Raw genomic sequence first — 22,294 nt, 5'->3', positions numbered from 1 at the left:
AACAGCCAAACAGACGACCACGATAAGCAGGGGAGTCAATCAATAGCAATAGTCCGAATGGGTAACGCCGGGAAGGAGGACCCATAGCTTTCAAAAGCAAAATGGGTCTGCTATTGCTGTCTAGGCGCTCGTTAAATGCACGATTGATAGACCCCCCACCCGCCATAATTGCGGTATGGTCCTCGCGACTCGCCACCGTCTTCATCATCATTCCTCACGTTTATTGCGATCGCCCTAGAAGCGGCGATCCAGGTATTCCTTACGCTCGTATGAGGCGGGATGCTTCTTTCGGTCGCGTGGACTACCGGACACTCTCCTGTTTCAATTCCTTCACGCGCTGGTTAAACCCGGCCATCAGTCGACCCGGCGCAACGTAGCCACTTGCTTGAGAATAGGCTTCAGCTCATCCCCGAACCAATCTGTGGTACTCAGAAACAGAAAAGCCACCCGGGAAAGGTGGCCTGTTTGGAGAATGCTACCGGGTCATCATCTGGCGGCGTTTCCGTTTATCGTCTGATAAATCGGAATCGCGTCGGCCGCGAGCGTTGGGTCCGTCCTGACTGGACCTCTTTTCAGGATTGGCAGCGTATGCGGGTTGTTGTCGAGTCACAGCGGATGCGGGTTGCACCTATCCGCAAGTGCCCTCCCCGTCCCTTTTGAATCTTTCCCCGCCCTGGTAGCATCGACAATCTGCCGAGGATATTTGCAGCCCCAGAATCTGCCTTCTCCATCGCCTTGGCTTGCAGGCGCAACCACTTGTTCTCGGTCCACGGAACGCTCGCGCTTGCCATCCATCCGTTCCCTGGCGTGGTCTTTGGCATTGGAGAGGTCTTTACCGCCCTGCTTGGCAGCAGCACGCCGCTTGATGAGGGATTCAACGAGGGGGCGGACGCCTTCGAGCTCGAAGTGATTCCGGGATAGCGGGATTTCTGCTTTGGTGACAGGGATGCCCTCTACAAATTTGGTGGCTCCAGACTGTAGCCTGACATTATGACCACCTCCACTGGGGAGAAATAACCCATATCCGCTGTTCTGGCCAATATCTCCTCCATCTGGGAGAGTTGGCGCTGAAACTCGTCCTCGTATATCCGCTGGGTCAGCAGTTTCGAGACTCTCTCCGGCCATCCCAGCATCCACCAATTGGCGATCGCCACCCCAAGATTTCCTGCGCCCCATATCGTTTTCAGAACTGGGTCTGGATATACGCTCGCGTCGTAAAGTGTTTCCATTTTCAGTAATCCGATTTGTTAAAGGCGGTGCGGTATCAATTGCTGACCCTTCTCCTATGAGACGATTATGATTCTCATTCCCAATAAAAAAAGATTGCTGAGATGATGGAATTCCTGGAGAAGATATTATCGGCTCTGGTCCCGCCGCCTCACACTCCACCATCGCATCCTGGACCGGCCTGAGTTCAACGGATTCATCGCGGCCCGCGGCCGTGGCTGCGCTCTGCAAAACCATGGATTTTTCATCGGTAGCCGTCCTGAATCAAGGTCCCGTTTGCGTCCCGGGCGATGACGACCGGATCACCTGTTGCCGGTTTCTCATCGATGCCATACCGCAATGCATAATACACATGGGCTCATCGTCGTCCAGTTGCCCATCAAACTCAGTGAATGCCATGCGCTTCCTTTAAAATGAAAAAGCCGCCAAAAGGCGGGCTTTATGTCAGCCTAGATCAGATCGCTACCGCGTCAACCGTTATTTTTTTCTCCATTATTGCGTTAACATTCATTCCCAACGTTCAACTGGAATGAACATGTTTGAGCCGCCAAGACCAGAAAAGGACGCAGGCCCAGCATTACGTAGAACAGACCTGGAAATCGCCTTATGCCAGGCCATCCGCAGCAAAAAGAGAGTTCGCCTCCACTACAGAAACGAAACCCGCTTTCGAACGTTTGAACCTTACACTGTGTACTGTGTGCAAAGCGGGGAGATACTGGTTCACGGAATGCAGACCAAAGATGATTCAAACCGGACGGAAGGGAAGAACCTCCGCAATTTCCAGGTTGGGCTGCTTAACTCGGTTATCCTCATCCAGGAAGCCTTTGAGTATCATGGAGCATTCAGTTCCTTCCAGCCCAAATTCGGCATGAAGGTTATTTGCACCGTTGACCGCCTCTAAATATGCAAGGAGCTGGTTCAGATGCATACTGGCTATCTCGCATGCCAATTCGGGGTCATGCCCCAAGGTTTCAAAGCAGCCGAGCGCAGCCCGAACATCGAAAACGATCTGGTCAATTGACGGCACGATTTTTACAATCATTCGACCTCCGTTATTCCGCGATAAAGCTGACGATGTTCTCGACGAGCGGGTCTTGCTTGATCGCCCTTTCTTTTTCCCAAGCGAGTTGGTCCTTTGCAATATCCCGCATTGAGGCTGCAATATCGGCATCCTGTTTAGCTGCTTCTCCGATTAACGGGTCAGCCTTTGGGATTTTTGGCGCACACATAATATGTGGATTCCTCTGGATATGAGTCGACATGACGCCAGATCCATGTTGTTTCACTAAACCAATGATGGTATGACCAACCCCCTGATTCATCGGCAATCGATTGGTTCTGCGATCTGCGTATATCTTCCTGACTTGAGCATCGTTCAGCTTTGCGTTCCACTTTTCCTCACCCTTTATCGTCTCCGGATGTATTAATCCCATGTGGTTTTCCATAAATACTTAGACGATCCAGAACGGCCGCTCCCCACAACTCGCGCAGGCCCGATCGTGCCACCGCGCAGCGCCACGGATAATGGTTCTGACACATTCCCCGACATTCAGTACGTTGCCGCATCCGATCACGCCACAATTCCCATTATGGCAGTCATGTTGCTCTTAGCTGCAAGACCAGATGTAAAGGGGCAACTTGTTGTCAGCCACCCGTTCGGATACTCGGCTGCATCGCAACGGCTGTAATAGCGCTTGCGATACGGGGGATGGGATAACTTCGCTACTGTAAAAGTATCCATCAAAGCCGCTGGCCCACTCTGATCTGCTTTGTTGGGAGGAGTAGGCGCAGCGTGCCGCTCGTTAAGTTCTGCGAAGGTCTAGAAATACGGGATTTTGTCCCGCGAACGAGGATGAACAGAGTTGCCGGCAGCACTGGAAAAGCCCGGTCCGGTTAACCGCGCAAGTAATGCTTCGTTCGAGTTCATGCGCGAGTTAGGCTTTAAGTAGCTCAATAATGTAGATTCCAGACGCCAACAAACCCAGCCCGGTACGCACAGCGTGGAGTTTTCCCCGCTTTTCGAGCAGCGCTCGGGTTTCATCCGACGCGAGGTCACGTCCGGGAATTAGAAGCTGATGGTTCATGGGCATGATTACAAGAAATGTGAATGGCACGACCAAGCCAATAAGAACTGCCCCAATAAACCACATGATGCCGCCATCGAGCAACCAAGCGGACACCCCGGCGCTGAAACTCAAGATAGCCAGTGGAGCTTGCATCATTGTTGCCCGTTTATAGCTGGGCGCCCAAACCGTAACGGCAGTCTTTGTATCGCAGTCCATCCGTGCCGGGTGCTCAACAAGACTGATGTAGAGCGCGGCACCGGCAAAAACGGTACAGCAAAAAACAGCGACGAATTGCGCGGCGTGCAACATCTCAATACCTGTTCATGATTGATTGGCATAAATGACCTGCCCATGACAGCACCCCGGTGGCGGTCCTTACGCCGCATAAATAACTAATGTAAACGGCAAATGAATTTAGTTCTCTGATTACGGGATCCATTGCAAACGCCAGCGCATTTCACAACTTTTTAAGGGAGACCTGCTAGAAGACTAGTACAGATTGCGAAATGGTCATACCTCGCAAGAAGGAAAATGTCGTGCTTCAGTTTGTTTGCGTACATTATTCGATTAAGAAATTTGCGAACATCAGAGCCGCGACATGCCTGCTGACTACTCATCGAGGTTTCCGCTGAGTGGACGGCCTCCTAGGTACCCGTTTTTTTGCAGTCTATATAGGATTTTTATATAGGAAATGCGGATGAAAAAACCAAAAGGTATTGATGCGTTGGGATACAAGGCAAAAGAATTCGATAAATGGCTGGAAAAAAGAACTAACAAAATTCTTAAGCGCACGCTCAAAATGCAGCGACTGGCTAAAGAGGAATTGCCTGCCTTGATCAACAGTTCCGAACGCCTTGCGCTGGACGACAGTGTCCAAACGCGCCAATAAAGTCGACATAGCCTGACGCATCTTCATCCCACTGCCCGTCAAACTCGTTGCCACGGGCTTCCTCAAATAAAAAAACCGCCAAAAGGCGGACTCAACTATGACCTAACACGAATTCTCTATTGCGTCAAATGTTATTTATTTTCGCATTGCTGGGTTAATATTTCTTCACAATATTCCGTAGGAAATGGATATGTTTGAAACAATAAAATCAAAAAATCGGACAGGCCCAGCTCCGCGTAGAACAGACTTGGAAACCACGCTATGCGAGGCCATCCGTAGCAAAACAAGAGTTCGACTTCACTACAAAAACGAGGGCCACTTTCGGACGTTTGAACCTTACATTATCTACGAATCAGCGGGAAGAATTCTCGTGGCTGGAGTGCAGATCAAAGATGACTCTAGAACGCTATCCACGTCTGGGTGGCAGGAGTTTGAGGTTGATCGGGTTAACACGATCCTTCGCATCCGAGAAACCTTTAGACCCGACCCCGAATTCAGTCCCTTCAGGGCCAAATTCGGCAAGAATGTGATCTGCGTCGTTGACCGCATTTAGATATTCCAGCAATCGTCTCAACCATAAGTCGCCGATGGCAAGTGGGGTCCTCTTGGTGGGACGCAAGCGAACCCGAGCGCGTCTCGCCGATCACCCGCCGAGGAACACGTCCGAAGCTATAGAGGGGATCATACTGTCCTCCAACGTTGCTCACGCAACGGGTTCCAGTTTGGACAAGGCGGTGGGGAGATATTCCGCAACTGTCGGATGAATGTGCATTGCGCGCTGCACTACCGTATACGGCGCCTTCGCATACATGACGTCCAGCAAAACGTGAATTACTTCATCGCCTCCGGTGCCAAGAATCGCAGCACCCAAAATATGTTTTGTTTCCGCATCAACAGAGATTTTGATGAAACCTTGTGTCTCACCTTTCTCAACGGCGCGACTCACTCCGCTCATCGGAAGTTTCGTAGCAAGTACAGGGCGCCTGGACTTCCCTATTTCGGCGTCCGTCATGCCGCATCGTCCTAACGGTGGATCTGTAAACAAAGCGTACGCCTGGATCCGGTCTGACACGCGGCGATGGTTTGAGTCGAGGAGATTATCGGCGACGATCTCATAGTCGTTATAGGAAGTATGTGTAAAGGCGCCGCGGCCGTTGCAGTCGCCCAGGGCCCAGATGCCGGGCACGTTTGTTTGCAGTTGATCGTCAACGATGATGTAACCGCGTTGGTCGGTCGCAACGCCGGCCCGGTCTAGACCCAGGTCGTTCGTGTTGGGAGTACGTCCCACCGCTAGAAGAACGTGAGTGCCTACTACTTCCGGCGGACCTTCGTCGCATTCCATACCAACGGCGATACGACTGTCACGCTTCGCCAGTGATATACATTTCGCATTCGTCCGGATCCGTATCTCCTCCATCTCCAGGATTTCACGCACGGCGTCCGAAACATCTTCGTCTTCACGTCCAAGCAGGCGCGGTCCCTTCTCTACTATCGTGACTTGGCTCCCGAAACGGCGATACATCTGAGCGAATTCCAACCCAACGTAACTTCCGCCAACGATGACAAGATGCTCCGGCAAGAAGTCGATATCCATCATTGAAGAGTTCGTGAGAAACGGTGCCTCATGAATTCCCGGCATCGCGGGAACAAAGGCGCGCCCGCCGACGTTGATGAAAACTTTGTCGGCTTGCAGCACCTCATCGTTGACGACGACCGTGCGGGACGACTGAAAGTGGGCATGGCCTTGGATGACCGTGCAATTCTTCAGTCCTCGCAACCATTCCTCGACGGCCTTGCTCGACCGTCCGGAAACTTCATCCTTTCGCGCTTTGACGCGTTTCATATCAACTCGCACATCGCCATCGCCGTCAAAACCATACTCGGCGCCGCGGCGAGCAACATGCGCCGCGTACGCGCTCGCGACGAGGGTCTTTGTCGGGATACATCCCGTATTCACACATGTGCCGCCAAACTTGCTGCGTTCAATAATGGCGACAGTCATTCCCGCGCCGTTAAACCGCGCCGCCAGAGACGGGCCTGCCTGGCCGGTCCCGATGATAATTGCATCGAAATGCCGCGACACGAGTCACCTCCTTTAAGGAAGATCGCAGGCCAACTTAGGCCAGCGCATCAATGCAGTGGTCGCCGGAGCACCGCCGCTGACGACGATCATGTCGTAGTCGTTCACTGAGGCAGCTCTTTGCCGGACTGCTCGCGCACCATGTACTCCGCGTACCAGTCCGGCCAGTTCTTGTCGGCTTGCCCCGTCCGCGCTTCGTGCTGTCCGTGCGCGGCCGCCGCACGCCGCAGCGCGCTCGCCAGATCGTTCGCCGACGCGAAGGTCGTCGTCGCGGGGTCGACGCGACCAGGCAGCCGCGTCGTGACCTCCTGGAACAACCAGCCGTTGCCGTCCGGATCGCAGAACGAGGCGAACGAGCGGTAGCTGCGATGATCGGGATCCGGACCCCTGACCCGGAGCCGACCAAACAGGTACGGCTCGTCCGTGCCAGCGTATGCGCCGTCGGCGTCGTGGAACACGTCACTGATCTCCACGCCGCGACCGAGCAGCTCGGCGCGCGCGGCCGCGATATCGGAGACGATCAGGTACAGACCCTGAGCGGAGCCGGGTGCCGCGGCGGTGACGTTCTTGCCGAAAATGATCGAGCATCCGGAGCCAGGCGGCGTAAATTGGATCGCGCGGTAGTCTTTACCGCTGACGAAATTGGCGTCGAGCCGCCACCCGAGCCTCCCGTAGAACTCCTTCGCGCGGTCGACATCCGAGACAGGGATGACGACGATCTCGAACTTCATGTCTACTTTCGCGACGCCGGTCGGGTCGTTACCGTAGATTTCAGTCTGCGCATTTGCCATGTTCTTTCCTCCGCTGTGTTTTAACAGTGAATTAAGATCGGTCATGCCTACGCCATCTGGGCCCGATGATGAAGGCATGCTCCTGCCCGTTGTCAGTCGTCGCGGATCGCCCTACCACCTGCCCTGCGTCGTTGATCCCGTAAGCCTCGCTACGGTTCCCACCGAGTGTGCCGAGGTCGGACATGCCAGCAGTGAACGTTTATCAGATCCTCCGCCAAAGATCACGACAAGGGTGATCAGCGTGTTTTCTATTTTCCAGTATAGTTATGAATCTGCTGATCACACTTGCGGCGGTGCCAAAAAGCCGAAATTTTGCAACTACATGAAAGGAAATGGTTGACTTCATGGAAGCGCTAACCCAGCAAACCCTGGAACATGGGTAGGCTGGGTTAGGAAATATTAGGCTGGGCAGCCGTAGAAACAACGTCAACTAGGGTACCAGCGGCTTTCGCCGCTGGTTTTGGCGCTGTGGAGGCTAAAGAAGAGCAGTCAATTCCGCGTGGAACGCCAATGTGCGTAGCAAGGTAATGCTAATTTCCGCGAAATTTCCGCAATAGGCTCCCCTCTTTGAAGAGGTAGAGTATCAGATCGACGCGGTCAGATGAGCTTGCGGCGGTTCGCGGCGAGGCCGACGAGACCGGCGAGCAACAGCCAGCCCGTCGCGGGGAGCGGCACGGGGACCGCCAAGGAACTGGGGTCGGTGTCGCCATACGTGGCCCAGGAAGGCGAATTGATATTGTAGCTGACTCGGCCGTAGGTGAAGTCCAGCGCCAGGAAGAGATCGCCTGCGAATTCCTTAGCAAGGTTCAGCGTGAAGCTTGAAGTGCCGCGATTCGACGCGTTGGCGGCGTTCCACGGGTTGTAGGTAACGTCAAAATAGCCGGCGAGAAGATCCTGGCTGCCACGAACCTTTCCATCGCCCTGATCGACATAGTAGGAGCCGGAAAACGGCGCATAGCTGTAGTAGATGGCGCCGCCGCCGTTTTCATAGGCGCCAGGGCTATAGGGTCCGGTCAGTGAGAAATCAAAAACGATGGATGTTGCGCCCGGCACCAGGCCGGAGAACTTGAAGATGTCGAGTCGATCGCCGCCCATCCACTCGGGTGCGCCCGTGCCCGTAACGCCGGTCGTGCCGCTGGCAACGACGGTCGGCGAAACCCATTTATTGGAGAAATTGCCGCCAGCCTCGTGCAGGATAGGGATAGCTTCTGCGGCGGGGGCCGTGATAGAGGTGGCACAAACCAGCACCGCAACGTAGAGTTTCCGAACTGACATCGCTGCAACGGAAGTTAAAAAGCTTTGTTTCTTCATGTGTCCCTCTTGGTTTTTATACTATTACTACTAAAACCCAAACAGCACTAATCACCCCTATATCTTACTCATTTTGATAGCTCAGCCTATTGGACTAAGGTACACCAGAGAGAAGAGGTGTTACGTTTGTCCCGGCATCCGAACTTGCATTTCCTCAACTTGTGCCGAAAATTTCCAGGGAGGAATGGGCAGCATTACGCCGCATCCCAAACCCCCACCTGCTACGATTAGCGGCTTCTTCCACCTTACAGGTACGGGGCCGTGTGCTCTTGAATCCCTAGTAGCTTGTAATGGAACGGCGACCCTGTCCTAACCTGCTCCAGATTGGCGTCCTGCCCCTACACCGTCTTTGCTCCTCGCTGGCGCTATTGCGGAGAAGTTGTCGCTGGGCACACGGTTGGAACGTGCACCGCGGAAAGGAAGACCGGTCTCAGGGTCGCAGACGGCCAAGGGAGGATTGGATATCCAGAGGGATACGCATCCAGCAATAATCACGGAAGCGGAGGCAGAGGCAATTCTCGCAAAGCGAGATAGCAAGAAAGCTGAGCGAGCGAGCCGAGTCCGCGTGTCCGATTCGCCGGTTGGCACGCTTGGCAGTGAGCATTGCGGCTAGCGCCGCTTTCTCGCGTTCGGCTACGGCGATTGAAATTGACTCGACACCCTTACGCACCCCCTCGATGTCCGTAGCCCAGCGATCATTTGCCGCACTCAGGATCGAATTACGCGCGTCGACGTCCTTTTTCTGGGACCGGACCAGCGCGATCTCCGCGCCGTCCTTCCAGTCTTTAACTATCTAGCGGCCACCGAAACCAATAACTAATAGTGCACCCGCCAAAAATAACTGCAAACATTTATAGGCTTTCTATAATTATTCGATATAAATACGCAAGAAAGGTATGCCAATGCCCCGCTTTGCTATATACGTCCGGACCGAGGACGGCACAATCTGGCGACATCATGAAATCGCACATCAGTTGCCCGGCTTCCTGGACCATCCTTACGTCCATGAAGAAGCGCTTGTCGGATGGCCCGAAGCCAAAGTCTTATGGGCGGAAGAAACAGGTCCAACAATGGGTTTGGCGCCGGTAGATTGATAGTCAAGCATCCGCGTCAGCGGGTACCGGAATCGAACACTTTTCCCTCTGAAGTAAATATGAGAAGCTTCAAAGGTTTCACAAACTGTGCGTCTACTGCGCGCCGAAAGGGTCATGCTTAGCTACGTTCTATATTCGCGAACCGCTGAAGGACAAATCGAGCGATTACCTGCTATGGTTTATAAATGCCCCCACTGCGCAGCCGATGCACCTGATCCGTTTTCATGCCCCGATAACGACATAAACCGATATGCGCACGAAGAAGAACTCGTCGGTTGGCCAGAGCCAAAAGTTTTTTGGGAAAAAAAGATCGGTCTCAGCATAGGCATCGCGCCACGTTACCAGCAATCCACAGCCTAACTAAGGCTGAGCTTATTTCTGGCTCCATCCTCCCTAAACATCCATAAAAAAACCCGCTCGGCGGCGGGTTAATTCTAAGCCGGCTATTCCAATGTCACGCATAACCGTGTCTATTCACGGTAAACGCAGCATCAAAGCCAAGCGAACTGACTCGGAAGTGCTGGCTCATGTCTGTGCCAATCTGCAATCCGAGGCATTTATCAAGTCTGTGACTGCGAGCGCAAGGAAATCAGCAAGGCTAACTGATGATGATGCAGAAGGGGAAACACTACGATCGGAACTAAAACGCCTTGACGCAAAGATCAGTCGCTTATCGGATGTGCTATCGGAAACTACTGCCGCCGAAACTCTTATCAATAAAATTGAAGAATTCGCAAATCAGCGTGATACGCTTAACAATTAGCTTGCCGCTCTGGAAATAGCGCGAAGGCAGTCTAAGGCTATGAGCCAGATTAGGGAATCGGACGTGAAGGACATGCTTGCGGAGATTGCCGACAATTTGTCGGAGCTTGAGCGTGATGCGTTGAAGGATCTTCTGCGCGGTCTTATCGAGCGGATCACGCTCGACCTTTCCGAGTTAGCCTATTGTATTCATTACAAAATTAAGCTTCTAACAGAGGAATTAGTGGCGTCCCCAAGGGGATTCGAACCCCTGTACTCACCGTGAAAGGGTGATGTCCTAGGCCACTAGACGATGGGGACTGAGGGACTTTTGACCGTCTTCAGTCTGTTACTTGCCAGATTGCTGGTGGAGGTAAGCGGGATCGAACCGCTGACCTCTTGCATGCCATGCAAGCGCTCTCCCAGCTGAGCTATACCCCCGGCAAAATGAACGCGAATTATACTGAGCCGTCCTGTTGCAGTCAATGTAAAGCAGCACGACGGCATTAACGCCCTACTCGCGTTCGTTGGGAAAGTTTTCCAGCTGCTCATCCATGCGCTTGAGCGTTTCCTCCCTGCCGAGCAGCTCCAGCACCGCATTGATCGAGGGCGTCTGCGTCTCGCCCGTCACCATCACCCGCAGTGGCATGGCGACCTTGGGCAGTTTCATGCCGTGCGCCGTGGCGCAGCTCTTGATGGCGTCATGTATGGCGTGGCTTTCCCATTCGACAACCGCGAGCTTCTGCCGCAGGTTGGAAATGCCCGGCTTCGCCTCGGCAGTGAAATGCTGCGCCTTAAGTTCGGGTGAAGGGTCCAGCGAACGGTAGAAATATACCGCCGCGTCGGCCAGCTCAGCCACGGTGGTGACACGCTCTTTGAGCAGATTCGCCACGCTCGCCAAATTCGGCAGCCCCGGCGCAGCGGCAGGGTCGCAACCATCCGCCTCGAGAAAAGGCCGCACCAGCGCTGCCAACCGCCCATCGTCGGCACCTTTAAGATACTGCTGGTTGAGCCATTGCAGTTTCTCGGGATTGAACTTCGCAGGCGAACGGTTGATGGCTGAAAGGTCGAACCACTCGACCAGCTGTTCCCGGCTGAAAATTTCCTCGTCTCCATGCGACCAGCCCAGCCGCGCCAGATAATTGACCAGCGCCTCGGGCAGGTAGCCATCCTCGCGGTATTGCATCACGGAAACAGCCCCATGCCGCTTGGACAGCCGCTCACCATCCGCGCCCAGAATCATCGGCACATGCGCATACTGCGGCAATGACGCGCCTAGTGCTTTAAGAATATTGATCTGGCGCGGAGTGTTGTTGACATGATCGTCGCCCCGGATCACGTGAGTAATATTCATGTCCAGATCGTCGATCACCACGCCGAAGTTGTAAGTCGGCACGCCATCGCCGCGCAGCAGCACCAGATCGTCCAGTTCGCCGTTGGCAACGGCAATCTGGCCCTTGACCAGATCATTGAAGACAACGACGCCGTCCTGTGGATTTTTCAGGCGCACCACCGGCTTGACACCGGGCGGCGGCGTCTGTGTCGAATCACGCCAGCGCCCATCGTACCGGGGCTTCAGCCCGGCCGAGCGCTGCTGCTCGCGCATGGCATCCAGCTCTTCCTTTGTGCAATAGCAGTAATACGCCTTGCCGGAGCGAAGGAGCTGCTCAGCCACCTCATGGTAGCGCGCCAGCCTCTGCATCTGATAAAACGGCCCCTCGTCGTAATCCAGCCCCAGCCATGCCATCCCGTCCAGTATTGCCTGGGTTGATTCCGCCGTCGAGCGTTCAAGATCCGTATCTTCTATTCGCAAAACGAATTTGCCGCCGTGCCTTCGGGCATAAGCCCACGAAAACAGAGCGGTTCGGGCGCCGCCTATGTGGAGGTAGCCGGTTGGGCTGGGAGCGAAGCGGGTACGGATCATGGAAGTGGGTGTGGAGAGAATAGGCTTACGGTTGGGTAAGATTTGAATCTACAGAACGCGCTATTTTACGCGACCCGGCCGTATCATGCCGGGTCATTCGCATCATTTGGAAGTGAGAACACGATTGAAACCATCGCGTAACCCGGGAGACCCGGGGGGGTTTCTTAATAACTGCCCAAGCGCGTGGGCCCTACGTACTTGCTCCTGCTCACCACCCTGCCGTTCCCCGCCCTTATTATCCCGTTTCCTTTCCAGCAATTGTTACCGGGTGCATACTATTCCATCTTCCCGACTACGCGTCTTTCGTGGACAATTGACAGCAGGAGACAGCCATGCAGCTATTGTTAATTCTCGGCATTGCCCTCGCCATTGCCGCCGTGGCGTTCGCTCTGCAGAACAATTCAACGGCAACAGTAACGTTAGGCCTTTGGAGCTTCGACAGCTCGCTGGCCATGGTGCTGCTAATTGCGACAGGCATAGGTGCGGTTATCGCGGTGCTGCTCTCCTGGCCCAGCATGGTAAAGAGCATGTGGACAAGTGCGCGCCTGCGACGCCATATCAGCAGACTGGAGGCGGAGAAAGACACGCTGGAACGGCGCGTCGCGCAACTGGAAGCGGAACTGACGAGGATCAGCCCTGAGCCAATCCCGGAAGAGCCCCCGCGTTACCTGGGGCTGAAGTCACTACTTGTCGGCAGGGATGCCGAAAAGCCGAACGAATAACAAGGGTCAGCGAAAGTGATATTGCGAACAGCCCACGCGTTGACCGTAATCCGCCATTTATGATCTAATTGCGCCTCCTCAGCGGTTATCAATTAATTACGATAACTAACGCAACGGGGCGGTTAACTCAGCGGTAGAGTGCCACCTTCACACGGTGGAAGCCACTGGTTCGATCCCAGTACCGCCCACCAACAGATAGTCCGAAGAAAACCAAAGAAGGCCACTAAACGTTATACCGTGCCGTTTTTGGCTGGCGCTCCAACCACCACAGTTGCTCTGAACTAAAATCAGGGGTGCAATGCAATTATATTGTTCATGCCTGACGCGACCTTCAGCACGCCAGCCACGCGGGAACTCGTTCACAACCAACTTCTGTCAGTGAAAAAAGAAAAAGCTGTAGCACTAGAACGTTTAAATAAAAAACTGCTGCTGGCCATAAGGGAACAGCAGGCGACAACGCTCGAACTTTCAAATGCGAAACTTCGCACAGAGAGGATTTTGGAAAGTATTACCGAGGCTTTTTACACAGTGGATCGGGAATGGCGCTTCACCTATGTGAATAGGGAAGCGGAAAATCTGTTACGGCGCCCCCGTGGCGATCTTCTGGGGAAAGTGCTCTGGAAGGAATTTAAGGAGGCGATAGGAACAATCTTTGATCGTGAATACCATCGGGCGCTCGCGGAAAACACCACAGTGAAATTTGAAACCTTCTACGCGCCTCTGGAGGGCTGGTTCGAGGTGCACGCCTATCCGTCAGAAGAAGGCCTGGCAGTTTATTTCAACGACATTAGCGAGCGCAAGCAGTCTGAACATGCCCGCCAGGAAGCCGGTGCTCGCATCCACCAGCAGGCTTCCTTGCTCGACAAGGCAACCGACGCGATTATTGTGCATGGCATCGATCATCGCATTCAGTTTTGGAACGAGGGTGCTGAGCGGCTCTATGGATGGACTTCCGAAGAGGTATCGGGCAAATCGATAGAGATGTTGTATGAGGACATCCTGGCCTTCAAGGAAGCAACCAGCCTATTGTTGAACTCTGGGGAATGGAGAGGCGAGATCGCGCAGCGGCGCAAGGACGGAGGCATATTGTTTGTTGAAGCACATTGGACGTTGGTCAGAAATGAGGAGGGACAGCCACAGTCGGTCTTTGCAATCAACACAGATATTACGCAACGCAAGAGCGCTGAGAACAAAATCCAATACTTGGCATTCTACGATTCGTTGACGGGGTTGCCCAACAGGCAACTCTTGCTGGACCGGTTGCGGCAGGCACTCGCAGCAAGGGCCCGTAACCACCGCACGGGTGCGTTACTGTTCATCGACCTCGATAATTTTAAATTGCTCAATGATACGTTCGGCCATGATTCCGGTGACCTGTTGCTTCGGCAGCTTGCTCCCCGCCTGATCTCCTGTGTGCGCGAAGGGGACACTGTCGCCCGCTTGGGGGGCGACGAGTTTGTAATAATACTGGTAACAGACTTTAGCGAAGATTATGACGCAGCCGTTGCTCAGGTAAAAGTCATCTGCGAAAGGATTCACTGTACGTTCAATCAACCATTCAGTCTAGGTGCCCATAAACACCACACCACCGCGAGCATAGGGGTCGCAGTATTTAACGATCAGTCACACACAACAGACGAGTTGCTCAAGCAAGCGGATCTGGCGATGTATCAGGCAAAAGCATCAGGCCGCAATGCAATGTGTTTTTTCGATCCGGATATGCAAGCGGCAATGAATGCCCGCGCTGCTCTGGAGTCGGATTTGCACAAAAGCTGGGAGAGAAACGAGTTTGTTCTTCACTACCAGCCGCAGGTAGATGATTGCGGGATCACGGGTGCCGAAGCGCTGATACGGTGGCAGCACCCTCGACGCGGCCTTTTGCCTCCACACGAATTCATTCCTCAAACGGAGGAAACCCGCCTCATTCTTCCTTTGGGTGCCTGGGTGCTGGAAACCGCGTGTACCCAGCTTGCAATCTGGTCGGAGCGACCGGAGGCAGCTGGGCTTAATCTGGCGGTGAATATAAGCCCTCGCCAGTTCTGTCAGCCAGACTTTGTCGAGCAGGTAGTTTCGACGCTCGATCGAACCGGCGCCGATCCGCAAAGACTCAAGCTTGAGCTTACGGAAAGCATACTGGTCCACAACATGGACGACACCATTGAGAAGATGGCTGCACTCAAGGCCAAGGGTGTGGGCTTCGCCCTGGATGACTTTGGTGTCGGTTATTCCTCGCTCTACTATCTGAAACGCCTGCCAATGGATTGGGTAAAAATCGATCAGTCATTTGTAAGGGACGTGCTCACTGATAATAACGACGCAACAATCGTCCGCGCCATTCTGCTCTTGGCAAAAAGCATGGGGTTGGCGGTAATCGCCGAGGGGGTGGAAACCGTAGCACAAAAGGACTTTCTCGCTACCCATGGATGCACTGCTTATCAGGGCTACCTGTTCAGCCCACCTCTTCCATTAGATCAATTTGAGGAGTTTGTGGTGAAAGAGAAGAATGCGCAATATTAAGCGCCTTGGGCGCCGGATTTATCGCTGCCTCGTCCCAGTGATCCCGATGAATATGGGTGACAATTACTGCATCAACATCAAGGACCTCGTTTATGGAAACAGGCAAATCGACCAAATGAGTACACCAACGGCTGGAAATGGTTTAGCTCCAATTCTGCTGCGGCTGTTTCACTAAAAGGAGCGCATAGGCAAACTCATTTCCCGATATGTCATCCTGAAGTACATCGGAACCTGACAAACATATCTGACACTTTTCGCCCTTCCCACCTGATGTCCGCCCATTTGGGCCCGGTAATGAACGCGTGTATAGCGCCATCGGAAATGGAGGAACCTCTCACCATCTGACGGCATTGTTGATGCCATAAGCAAAGCTGTAGGCTCCGCCTAAAAGCGCCAACGTCTCTCATGCCCATCCCGTCAGGGCCGGTGATAAAAGCATGTTCAGTGTCCGCATCCGCGAGAGATCGTCCCGCCACCTGCCCCGCTTGGTTGATACCCGCTGCTTCGCTCCAATAGGCCGCCTGAGATTGAGATATTCATACTCATCGACAGGTGCGCCGGGCAGACCCCATCCGCCTGTGACAATGTCCCTCATGGCGCTAGGGGTGTCCTTCCCCGCCCGAGGCACCGTACACTTGTCCGGTCGCGTAGCTTGACTCCTGCGACGCAAGAAAGACATACAGGGGACCCAGTTCCGCTGGTTGGCCGGGCCGGCCGAGCGGAACATCGTTGCCGAACCTGCTAAGATCTGCCCATCCTGTCGTTTGCATCGGGGTCCAGAATGGTCCCGGCGCCACGGCGTTGACCCGTATGCCCTGCTTGGCCACCTGCTTCGCCAGCGATTTTGTGAAAGCAACGCTGCACGCCTTCGTCTGCGCATAATCGATAAACGCGTCGGATGGAGTGTAAGCCTCGATTGAACTGGTGTTGATAATGGTTGCGCCTGGCTTCAAGTGCGGCATGGCGGCCCTGGTGATCCAGAACATCGCATAAACGTTGCATTTGAATATCGAGTCGAACTGCTCGGTCGTGAGATTGACGATGGAGGGCTGCGCGGCCTGCATGGCCGCATTGTTGACAAGGATATCCAGTCCGTCCAGATCCCGTACGGCTTCGGCAACAAGCTTGGAGCAGAAATTTTCGTCCCGGATGTCGCCGGGGATCGCGACCGCCTTACGCCCTTCCGCCCGGATCAGTTCCACAACCTCCCGAGCGTCGGGCTCCTCAACAGGGAGATAGTTGATCGCGACATCGGCGCCCTCACGCGCAAAGGCGATGACAGCGGCGCGGCCAATGCCGGAATCGCCGCCGGTCACGAGTGCCTTTCTACCCACCAGCCGGCCCGAGCCCTTGTAGCTTGTTTCGCCATGATCAGGCCGCGGTGTCATCTTTCCCACAAGGCCGGGCGGCTCCTGCTTCTGCTGGGGGAAGGGGGGAGCTGGATACTGCGTCCTCGGATCCTGTTTAAGGAACTGGCTGGCGCCTTGCCGCGAACCGGCGGCGCCGCTTTCCTGGCGCCCTTGCTGCCCAAAGGCGGGGGGGATGAATGCCGTGGCAAGGCCGGCAGTCACTCCGCCAACAAACTGGCGTCGTGAGGCAATGGCGTCGTCTTCTGGTTTCATACCTGTTCTCCTAAGAATATTGGTAAAAGTGAGCCCTCCCGATCGCGATCCGGGCAACACGGAAATCGGGCCGGAAGCGCAGCTTGAAAGCGTGTCGCTGTAAACTGATGTGCAAACAGGAAGACGAAAACAAGCAATAATTGTCCCGATGGGGAATACATGATTTTCCTTTTCGTTTATCTCATCCGTGCGTTAAAGTACATTAGAGGCGAGTGTGTAATGGTGTAATAGGGACGGGCCGCGGTTTCGTGGCATGTATGGGCAATGTCCGAAGATTACAGTCAGCGGGCGGAAACTCACCCCAACCCTCGGCATCGTTCGCATATCGGCGTGCTTACAAACCATGTTTCCCTGATTAGTTTCTTGGATATAATCCCGAGTGTCGCGCTTCACGAAGCCGGCCAGACGTTTTGTTCGCTTATTGTCAGCCGCTATTAGCGGCTATACCGTCCGCCTACATTCTCTCCATAACGAAGAGTGAAAACCTTGAAAGTCTCTCTGTATTTCCTGTTCATGCTTGGCGGCCTGCTCGCCTTTGCCTTCCATGCTGGCGCGGCGTCAAACGACCCGGCAACGATCGAATTCAAACGGGGAGATAAAGTGGTGAAGGTCCTTTCCCTCGAGACCATGCGCGGCATCGCGCCAGCGGTTTCACTAAAGATTTTTGAACCGCACGAAAACAGGGAACGGATCTATCAGGCACTTCCAGCCCGGCCTGTGCTGGATCACGTCTTCGGCAAGGAGTGGGAGCAGGCGCGGGAGATTGTGTTCACTTCCATCGACGGGTTCCAGCCAAGCATCCCGGTGGAGAAATTCCTCGCCCATCCCGCCTACTTCGCCTTTGCGAGCCCGGACAATGCCCCCTTTACCACGACGAACCCGGTGCAGAACAACGAAGTGGTACAACTCGGGCCGCTCTACCTGGTGTGGGATAACCTGAATTCGAAGGACCTTCTGGCGTCCGGCGATTCCGATTTCCCTTACCAGGTGATGCGCATCACGCTCAGACCGGACGCGCCATTCCCGAATATTTTGCCCCCGGCCAATGCCTCGGAGGAGGTGAAACGCGGGTACACGCACTTTCGGCAATACTGCGTCTCCTGCCACACCATCAATGGCGAAGGCGGGGGCAAGGCGCCGGAACTCAACTATCCGACCAGCGTTGTGGAGTACATCAAGCCGGAATATCTGCGGCGCTGGATCTTGAGCCCGCAAAGCATCCGCTACAACGCACGGATGCCAGGTCTTCCGCGAGGCATCGCCAACGCGGAACAGGTTACGGAAGAACTGATCACTTACCTGAAAGTGATGAGTATCATGAAACGCGAGCCGGCGCAGCCCTAGTCCCCGGGGCGGCGTCCTAAAACCGCGCCGAGCTTGCATCCACTGCAAGCTTGAACAGCATTTGTTCTACCCCAGAATAAGACGCCGTAGCGCAACGGCATTATTGTGCAGCTCATCGTGGGCGGAATAAACCAGCGTAATGGAATCCTCGCGCGCCAACACCCGCAGTTGCTTCAATTGGTCGGGGTGCTGGCTCACCTCTGCCGCATAGCGCTCACAAAACTCTTCCCAACGGCCGGGGTCATGGCCGAACCACTTTCGTAAAGCTGCGCTGGGCGCAAGATCTTTTGCCCATTGCTCGATCGCTGCCTCGGTCTTTTTGACTCCACGTGGCCAGAGCCTGTCCACCAGTATCCGCGTGCCGTCCGCGGCCTCCGGCGGATCATAAGCCCGTTTCAGTTTGACGTTGGCGGCGTTAATTCTGCTCATCGCCATGCTTCTCCCACTGTACGCTTCGTACGATTTGTCTCTTCACAACCATATCGCTCCGATATCCCTCCGACAGCTTCTCAAGCCCTAGAGCAAAACCCGCTGCGTGAGTTCGCAAATAGGAGCAAAACAAAGCAGCCGCAACTCAATGAACATTTCCTCCAAGGATTTACTGTCCAGCCTGTTCCATGTGTGCCTTGGCGTACGGAACTCAACCGCATGTAGAGCTAAAGTGAGTGCGTAGAGTCAGTTTTTATAAACTTAGCCGGTTCAATTTCTAACGGAGAATGCCATGAACAACGTAATCTATCTGGTCGGCTTGATTGTTATTGTCCTCGCCATCCTTAAATTTGCAGGCATCATCTGAGAAGCCGCTGCAAGCTGGGCACCTCACCTCAGCTCACGTCAGTAAAGCTGGCCCGCGGAAGATGATGAAGTTGTTTCGCATTCCACAGCCCACAGCGGATATGACGCAGGTATGCAACGGTCAATAGTCAACTGGAGCGGCCTGTGATCGAACAACCCTGTCACCGCACTGTCTCTTTTGCGATCTCCCTGAGCTGTTCCAGTATCGCGTTCTTCTGTTCACCTAATTCAGAATAGCGCGCATACAGGCGGTCGAGTTCGCGTGCGTGTTGCTGGATGCGATCCTTCCGTTCGCGCTGCACCCGTACACTTTCGTCATAACTTATTGGGGGCATGTCCTTTACACCCCCCATGTCCTGCATAACGAGCGGGTTTATATTCTGTACTTCACTCCGACGCATCTCCTGCAGCATCTGAAATTGCTGGTATACCGACTGCTGTTCCTGGTTCACCAGGTTCAGCGCCATCTCCAGCTGTGCGATGCGCGGATCCACTTTGCGTTCAATGTTCGGCGCGGTCTGCGCGGTGGCGACGCCCGCCAGGCACCAGCTGAGCAGAAATATAGCGAATATCGTCGGTTTCATAACTCGTCCCTCACCTTAACTTTTCATCGTGGCCAGGACGTATCATCACATACCGCGCGAAACAGATAAACACCCTGCGAAGTTACGCTCTTACCTACCGTGCTGAAATTGAGACACACATTCCATTTTGAACCAAAATTGCGGCGTAAGACTCGAATTGGCGTATTCCAGCTACACCCTGCAAGCTACCAGCTACAAGCGGCCCTAGGCGAACAGCCAGCAACCGCCGTAAGATTCAGCCCAATCTCGCACCTGTAAGATACATATCATGTCGATATCCGATCCACGCGATTCAGACGAGCCATACCGCGACGCTGAACCGCCATTCATGCAAGCCCCACTGAAAGCAAAAAAGGGACGCGGCGCGGTATCGAACTTGCAAGGGCGTTACGAGACTCTGATACGCGAGGATATCGACGATGGCTGGACCGGCGAAAGCCTCGGCGATTGCGAGCGAAGCGCAGCAGTCGGCGCTCAGGCCGGCGCCCAGCCCGCCGCAGAAATGGACCCGGTACCCGGACCGGACGGGGCAGCGGCGTGGAAGACGCAAATCATCGAGGAGCAGGCCAAGAGCATCCTCAGCCGCAACAAGTCCCCTGATGTTCCGTTCAGCATTTCGCTCAATCCTTATCGCGGCTGCGAGCATGGCTGCATTTACTGTTTCGCGCGCCCCACCCACAGTTATCTCGGGCTCTCCCCGGGGCTGGATTTCGAGAGCAAAATTTTCGCCAAGATAAATGCTCCGGACTTGCTGAGGCAGGAATTGTCGAAAGCCTCCCATGTACCGGAGCCCATCGCGCTCGGCGTCAATACCGATGCATATCAACCGTGCGAACGCGAGTTGCGGCTGACCCGCCGGGTGCTGGAGGTGCTGCGCGAGTGCCAGCACCCGGTGGCGCTGATCACGAAATCTTCCCTTATCGAGCGCGACATCGACTTACTGGCGGAAATGGCATCGCGACGGCTCGCGATGGCAGCGGTGACGTTGACCACCCTCGACGCGGAGGTGGCGCGCACTCTGGAACCCCGCGCGACCGCGCCCATGCGCCGCCTGCGCACGATCCGCACCTTGACCGACGCGGGCATTCCGGTTGGGGTCAGCATCGCGCCAGTCATCCCTTTCGTGACAGAGCCTGACCTCGAACGCATATTGGTGGCGGCAGCGGAAGCCGGCGCCATTAATGCGGGCTACGTCACGCTGCGCCTGCCTTGGGAAGTCAGTCCGCTATTCCGGCAATGGCTTGAAGCCCATTTTCCGGATAGGGCGGCGCGGGTGATGAACCGGGTGCGCGACATCCACGGGGGCAAGGACTATGACTCAAGCTTCGGCAAGCGCATGCACGGCCAAGGAATCTGGGCGGACCTGATCCGGCAGCGCTTCGAGAAAACCGTGGCGCGTCTCGGCTTGGGTATACGTTCTGGCCGTTTTAAAGGACTGGATACCTCCCTTTTCCAGCGACCTTCAATCACCCCAGCGCTTGAACGGAACACGGGCGAGGGCGCGGGAAAGAAAAAATCGGGCAAGGCGCGAGACGCCGGGGGGCAGTTCGAGCTGTTTTAATCGAACTGTCCAGCGGTTGCCGTAAAAACAGGTACGACTGCGTTACTTGAGGTGATGCGTATCCCCGACGGATGGGTTATCACGGCTTGTCCTGTCAGCCCGCAGCACTTTCGGGGAAGCTAGGGTTCCCCTCGTCGCCTTCCCCGCGCTACGCGGAACCCAGGTTCAGGGTTAGAGGAATTGGCAGGCCAAGCAACTACGCGAACTTCAACTCCACTTTAACCAAGCCCGCGGCAACGTCCTTGGCAACTTCCTCGGCGGCGTCGGCAGCTTCGGATTCCAGTCGCCTCCACAAGCACTTTCCCTTGCTTTCTTTTTCAATCATCTCCAGTTGCCGGGTGTGAGCCTCGAGTTCGTCCGGTGTCGGCGGCAGCACGATCAAGTGCAACTCATGCAGATTCGCGGCAAGGTCGAGCGTGGGCTCAGCCTCCAGTTCCATCAGCAGGCTTTCCTGTCCGCGCGTCATGCCGAGGTAGACCTCCGCCAGCAACTCGGCATCCAGCAGCGCGCCGTGTAAGGCACGCCGTGAATTATCCACCTCATACCGTTCACAGAGCGCATCCAGGTTGTTCCTCTTCCCCGGATACAGCTCTTTCGCGATTTTCAGCGTGTCCGTCACTGAATGGCAGCATTCGCACAGCTGAGGCAACGCCGCGAGGCCCAGTTCATGGTCAAGGAAGGCGACGTCGAAGGGCGCGTTGTGCATGATCAGCTCAGCACCATCGAGAAACTCGATCAGCTCGTGCACAATATCGCCAAACTTGTGCTTGTCCTGAAGAAATTCCGTGGTTAATCCATGGACCTGCAGTGCACCCTCCTCGATCTCCCGCTCGGGATTCAGATAATAATGAAAGCGGCGGCCCGTCAGCCTGCGGCTCTTCATCTCCACTGCGGCGATTTCGATAATACGATGACCGAGCTTGGGTTCAAGGCCGGTTGTTTCCGTGTCGATAAAAATCTGGCGCATCTTATTGGTTTCCTCTTTCCTGCTGTCCCGCGTTCGGCGGGTCCGCCTCTTCGATCCTT

At 54.8% G+C, this 22,294-nt stretch carries 24 protein-coding genes and 3 tRNA genes; 10 read left to right on the top strand and 17 right to left on the bottom strand.

Annotation, left to right across the window (positions count from 1 at the left end; translation table 11 throughout):
* Positions 1–756: 756 nt before the first annotated feature.
* Complete coding sequence (locus C8R31_RS15980) at positions 757–921, top strand: hypothetical protein (protein ID WP_181320398.1); 165 nt, start codon at positions 757–759, stop codon at positions 919–921.
* Positions 922–953: 32 nt separating this feature from the next.
* On the opposite strand, the gene C8R31_RS03910 is transcribed toward C8R31_RS15980, so the two are convergent.
* The 4 genes from C8R31_RS03910 to C8R31_RS03895 all read right to left on the bottom strand — a co-directional run bounded on the left by C8R31_RS03910 (position 954) and on the right by C8R31_RS03895 (position 3,509).
* Positions 954–1,229 (bottom strand): hypothetical protein, encoded by a 276-nt coding sequence (locus C8R31_RS03910; protein ID WP_107692710.1) that lies wholly within the window; start codon positions 1,227–1,229, stop codon positions 954–956.
* Between the two features lie 743 nt (positions 1,230–1,972).
* Positions 1,973–2,269, bottom strand: coding sequence for a hypothetical protein (locus C8R31_RS16440; RefSeq protein ID WP_107692709.1), 297 nt, complete (start codon positions 2,267–2,269; stop codon positions 1,973–1,975).
* A gap of 10 nt (positions 2,270–2,279) precedes the next feature.
* A complete protein-coding gene (locus C8R31_RS03900; protein ID WP_107692708.1) occupies positions 2,280–2,660 on the bottom strand; it encodes a hypothetical protein in 381 nt (126 codons plus the stop codon).
* Between the two features lie 501 nt (positions 2,661–3,161).
* On the bottom strand, positions 3,162–3,509 hold the full coding sequence (locus C8R31_RS03895) for a DUF1772 domain-containing protein (protein ID WP_308811260.1): 348 nt from the start codon (positions 3,507–3,509) through the stop codon (positions 3,162–3,164).
* Positions 3,510–3,990: 481 nt separating this feature from the next.
* Here C8R31_RS03895 and C8R31_RS03890 point away from each other — a divergent pair, with 481 nt between their 5' ends.
* Both C8R31_RS03890 and C8R31_RS16725 read left to right on the top strand, forming a co-directional pair.
* Positions 3,991–4,182, top strand: a complete 192-nt coding sequence (locus C8R31_RS03890; protein WP_107692706.1) for a hypothetical protein — start codon at positions 3,991–3,993, stop codon at positions 4,180–4,182.
* Positions 4,183–4,366: 184 nt separating this feature from the next.
* Entirely contained in the window at positions 4,367–4,735 is a 369-nt protein-coding gene (locus C8R31_RS16725) for a WYL domain-containing protein (protein ID WP_107692705.1), read from the top strand.
* A gap of 150 nt (positions 4,736–4,885) precedes the next feature.
* Here C8R31_RS16725 and C8R31_RS03880 read toward each other — a convergent pair whose 3' ends face one another.
* The 4 genes from C8R31_RS03880 to C8R31_RS03865 all read right to left on the bottom strand — a co-directional run bounded on the left by C8R31_RS03880 (position 4,886) and on the right by C8R31_RS03865 (position 8,364).
* Entirely contained in the window at positions 4,886–6,265 is a 1,380-nt protein-coding gene (locus tag C8R31_RS03880; RefSeq protein ID WP_107692704.1) for an FAD-containing oxidoreductase, read from the bottom strand.
* A 101-nt stretch (positions 6,266–6,366) separates the two neighbouring features.
* Entirely contained in the window at positions 6,367–7,098 is a 732-nt protein-coding gene (locus tag C8R31_RS03875) for a VOC family protein (protein WP_258192522.1), read from the bottom strand.
* Complete coding sequence (locus C8R31_RS16435; protein WP_107692703.1) at positions 7,085–7,237, bottom strand: hypothetical protein; 153 nt, start codon at positions 7,235–7,237, stop codon at positions 7,085–7,087. Before C8R31_RS16435 ends, C8R31_RS03875 begins: the two co-directional genes overlap by 14 nt.
* Before the next feature lie 413 nt (positions 7,238–7,650).
* Positions 7,651–8,364, bottom strand: a complete 714-nt coding sequence (locus tag C8R31_RS03865; RefSeq protein WP_107692702.1) for a VPLPA-CTERM sorting domain-containing protein — start codon at positions 8,362–8,364, stop codon at positions 7,651–7,653.
* Between the two features lie 902 nt (positions 8,365–9,266).
* Here C8R31_RS03865 and C8R31_RS03860 point away from each other — a divergent pair.
* Both C8R31_RS03860 and C8R31_RS03855 read left to right on the top strand, forming a co-directional pair.
* Positions 9,267–9,458 (top strand): hypothetical protein, encoded by a 192-nt coding sequence (locus tag C8R31_RS03860; protein WP_146164545.1) that lies wholly within the window; start codon positions 9,267–9,269, stop codon positions 9,456–9,458.
* A gap of 451 nt (positions 9,459–9,909) precedes the next feature.
* Positions 9,910–10,221 carry a hypothetical protein gene (locus C8R31_RS03855; RefSeq protein WP_107692700.1) on the top strand — a complete coding sequence of 104 codons (312 nt, stop codon included), beginning with the start codon at positions 9,910–9,912 and terminating at the stop codon, positions 10,219–10,221.
* 223 nt (positions 10,222–10,444) lie between these two features.
* On the opposite strand, the gene C8R31_RS03850 is transcribed toward C8R31_RS03855, so the two are convergent.
* From C8R31_RS03850 to gltX, 3 genes are all read right to left on the bottom strand, one after another.
* Positions 10,445–10,520 (bottom strand) — tRNA-Glu (locus tag C8R31_RS03850).
* A 44-nt stretch (positions 10,521–10,564) separates the two neighbouring features.
* Positions 10,565–10,640, bottom strand: a tRNA-Ala gene (locus C8R31_RS03845).
* A 73-nt stretch (positions 10,641–10,713) separates the two neighbouring features.
* The gene (gene gltX, locus C8R31_RS03840; RefSeq protein WP_107692699.1) at positions 10,714–12,123 is read right to left on the bottom strand and encodes a glutamate--tRNA ligase; all 1,410 of its coding nucleotides are present in this window, start codon (positions 12,121–12,123) and stop codon (positions 10,714–10,716) included.
* Between the two features lie 332 nt (positions 12,124–12,455).
* On the opposite strand from gltX, the gene C8R31_RS03835 reads away from it, so the two are divergent.
* The 3 genes from C8R31_RS03835 to C8R31_RS03825 all read left to right on the top strand — a co-directional run bounded on the left by C8R31_RS03835 (position 12,456) and on the right by C8R31_RS03825 (position 15,362).
* Entirely contained in the window at positions 12,456–12,845 is a 390-nt protein-coding gene (locus C8R31_RS03835) for a LapA family protein (RefSeq protein WP_107692698.1), read from the top strand.
* A gap of 116 nt (positions 12,846–12,961) precedes the next feature.
* Positions 12,962–13,036 (top strand) — tRNA-Val (locus C8R31_RS03830).
* 124 nt (positions 13,037–13,160) lie between these two features.
* Positions 13,161–15,362, top strand: a complete 2,202-nt coding sequence (locus C8R31_RS03825) for a bifunctional diguanylate cyclase/phosphodiesterase (protein ID WP_258192521.1) — start codon at positions 13,161–13,163, stop codon at positions 15,360–15,362.
* A gap of 209 nt (positions 15,363–15,571) precedes the next feature.
* On the opposite strand, the gene C8R31_RS16720 is transcribed toward C8R31_RS03825, so the two are convergent.
* Genes C8R31_RS16720 through C8R31_RS03810 form a run of 3 tightly spaced genes read right to left on the bottom strand, consistent with a single transcriptional unit; the run spans position 15,572 to position 16,984 of the window.
* Positions 15,572–15,838 carry a hypothetical protein gene (locus tag C8R31_RS16720; RefSeq protein ID WP_181320394.1) on the bottom strand — a complete coding sequence of 89 codons (267 nt, stop codon included), beginning with the start codon at positions 15,836–15,838 and terminating at the stop codon, positions 15,572–15,574.
* Positions 15,766–15,957, bottom strand: coding sequence for a hypothetical protein (locus tag C8R31_RS15975; RefSeq protein ID WP_181320429.1), 192 nt, complete (start codon positions 15,955–15,957; stop codon positions 15,766–15,768). Before C8R31_RS15975 ends, C8R31_RS16720 begins: the two co-directional genes overlap by 73 nt.
* Before the next feature lie 4 nt (positions 15,958–15,961).
* Positions 15,962–16,984, bottom strand: a complete 1,023-nt coding sequence (locus tag C8R31_RS03810) for an SDR family oxidoreductase (RefSeq protein WP_107692695.1) — start codon at positions 16,982–16,984, stop codon at positions 15,962–15,964.
* Between the two features lie 486 nt (positions 16,985–17,470).
* Here C8R31_RS03810 and C8R31_RS03805 point away from each other — a divergent pair, with 486 nt between their 5' ends.
* Positions 17,471–18,328, top strand: coding sequence for a c-type cytochrome (locus C8R31_RS03805; RefSeq protein ID WP_258192520.1), 858 nt, complete (start codon positions 17,471–17,473; stop codon positions 18,326–18,328).
* 66 nt (positions 18,329–18,394) lie between these two features.
* Here the strand turns inward: C8R31_RS03805 and C8R31_RS03800 are convergent, their stop codons facing one another.
* Positions 18,395–18,757, bottom strand: a complete 363-nt coding sequence (locus C8R31_RS03800; RefSeq protein ID WP_107692833.1) for a DUF488 domain-containing protein — start codon at positions 18,755–18,757, stop codon at positions 18,395–18,397.
* A gap of 527 nt (positions 18,758–19,284) precedes the next feature.
* Positions 19,285–19,707, bottom strand: coding sequence for a hypothetical protein (locus C8R31_RS03795; RefSeq protein ID WP_107692693.1), 423 nt, complete (start codon positions 19,705–19,707; stop codon positions 19,285–19,287).
* 268 nt (positions 19,708–19,975) lie between these two features.
* Here C8R31_RS03795 and C8R31_RS03790 point away from each other — a divergent pair, with 268 nt between their 5' ends.
* Positions 19,976–21,268 (top strand): PA0069 family radical SAM protein, encoded by a 1,293-nt coding sequence (locus C8R31_RS03790; protein ID WP_219907435.1) that lies wholly within the window; start codon positions 19,976–19,978, stop codon positions 21,266–21,268.
* A 196-nt stretch (positions 21,269–21,464) separates the two neighbouring features.
* On the opposite strand, the gene dnaQ is transcribed toward C8R31_RS03790, so the two are convergent.
* Positions 21,465–22,235, bottom strand: a complete 771-nt coding sequence (dnaQ, locus tag C8R31_RS03785) for a DNA polymerase III subunit epsilon (RefSeq protein ID WP_107692692.1) — start codon at positions 22,233–22,235, stop codon at positions 21,465–21,467.
* Positions 22,236–22,294: the final 59 nt, after the last annotated feature.

This window comes from Nitrosospira sp. Nsp2 (assembly GCF_003050965.1).
GTDB lineage: Bacteria > Pseudomonadota > Gammaproteobacteria > Burkholderiales > Nitrosomonadaceae > Nitrosospira.
This window is presented reverse-complemented; position numbering and strand designations above follow the sequence as displayed.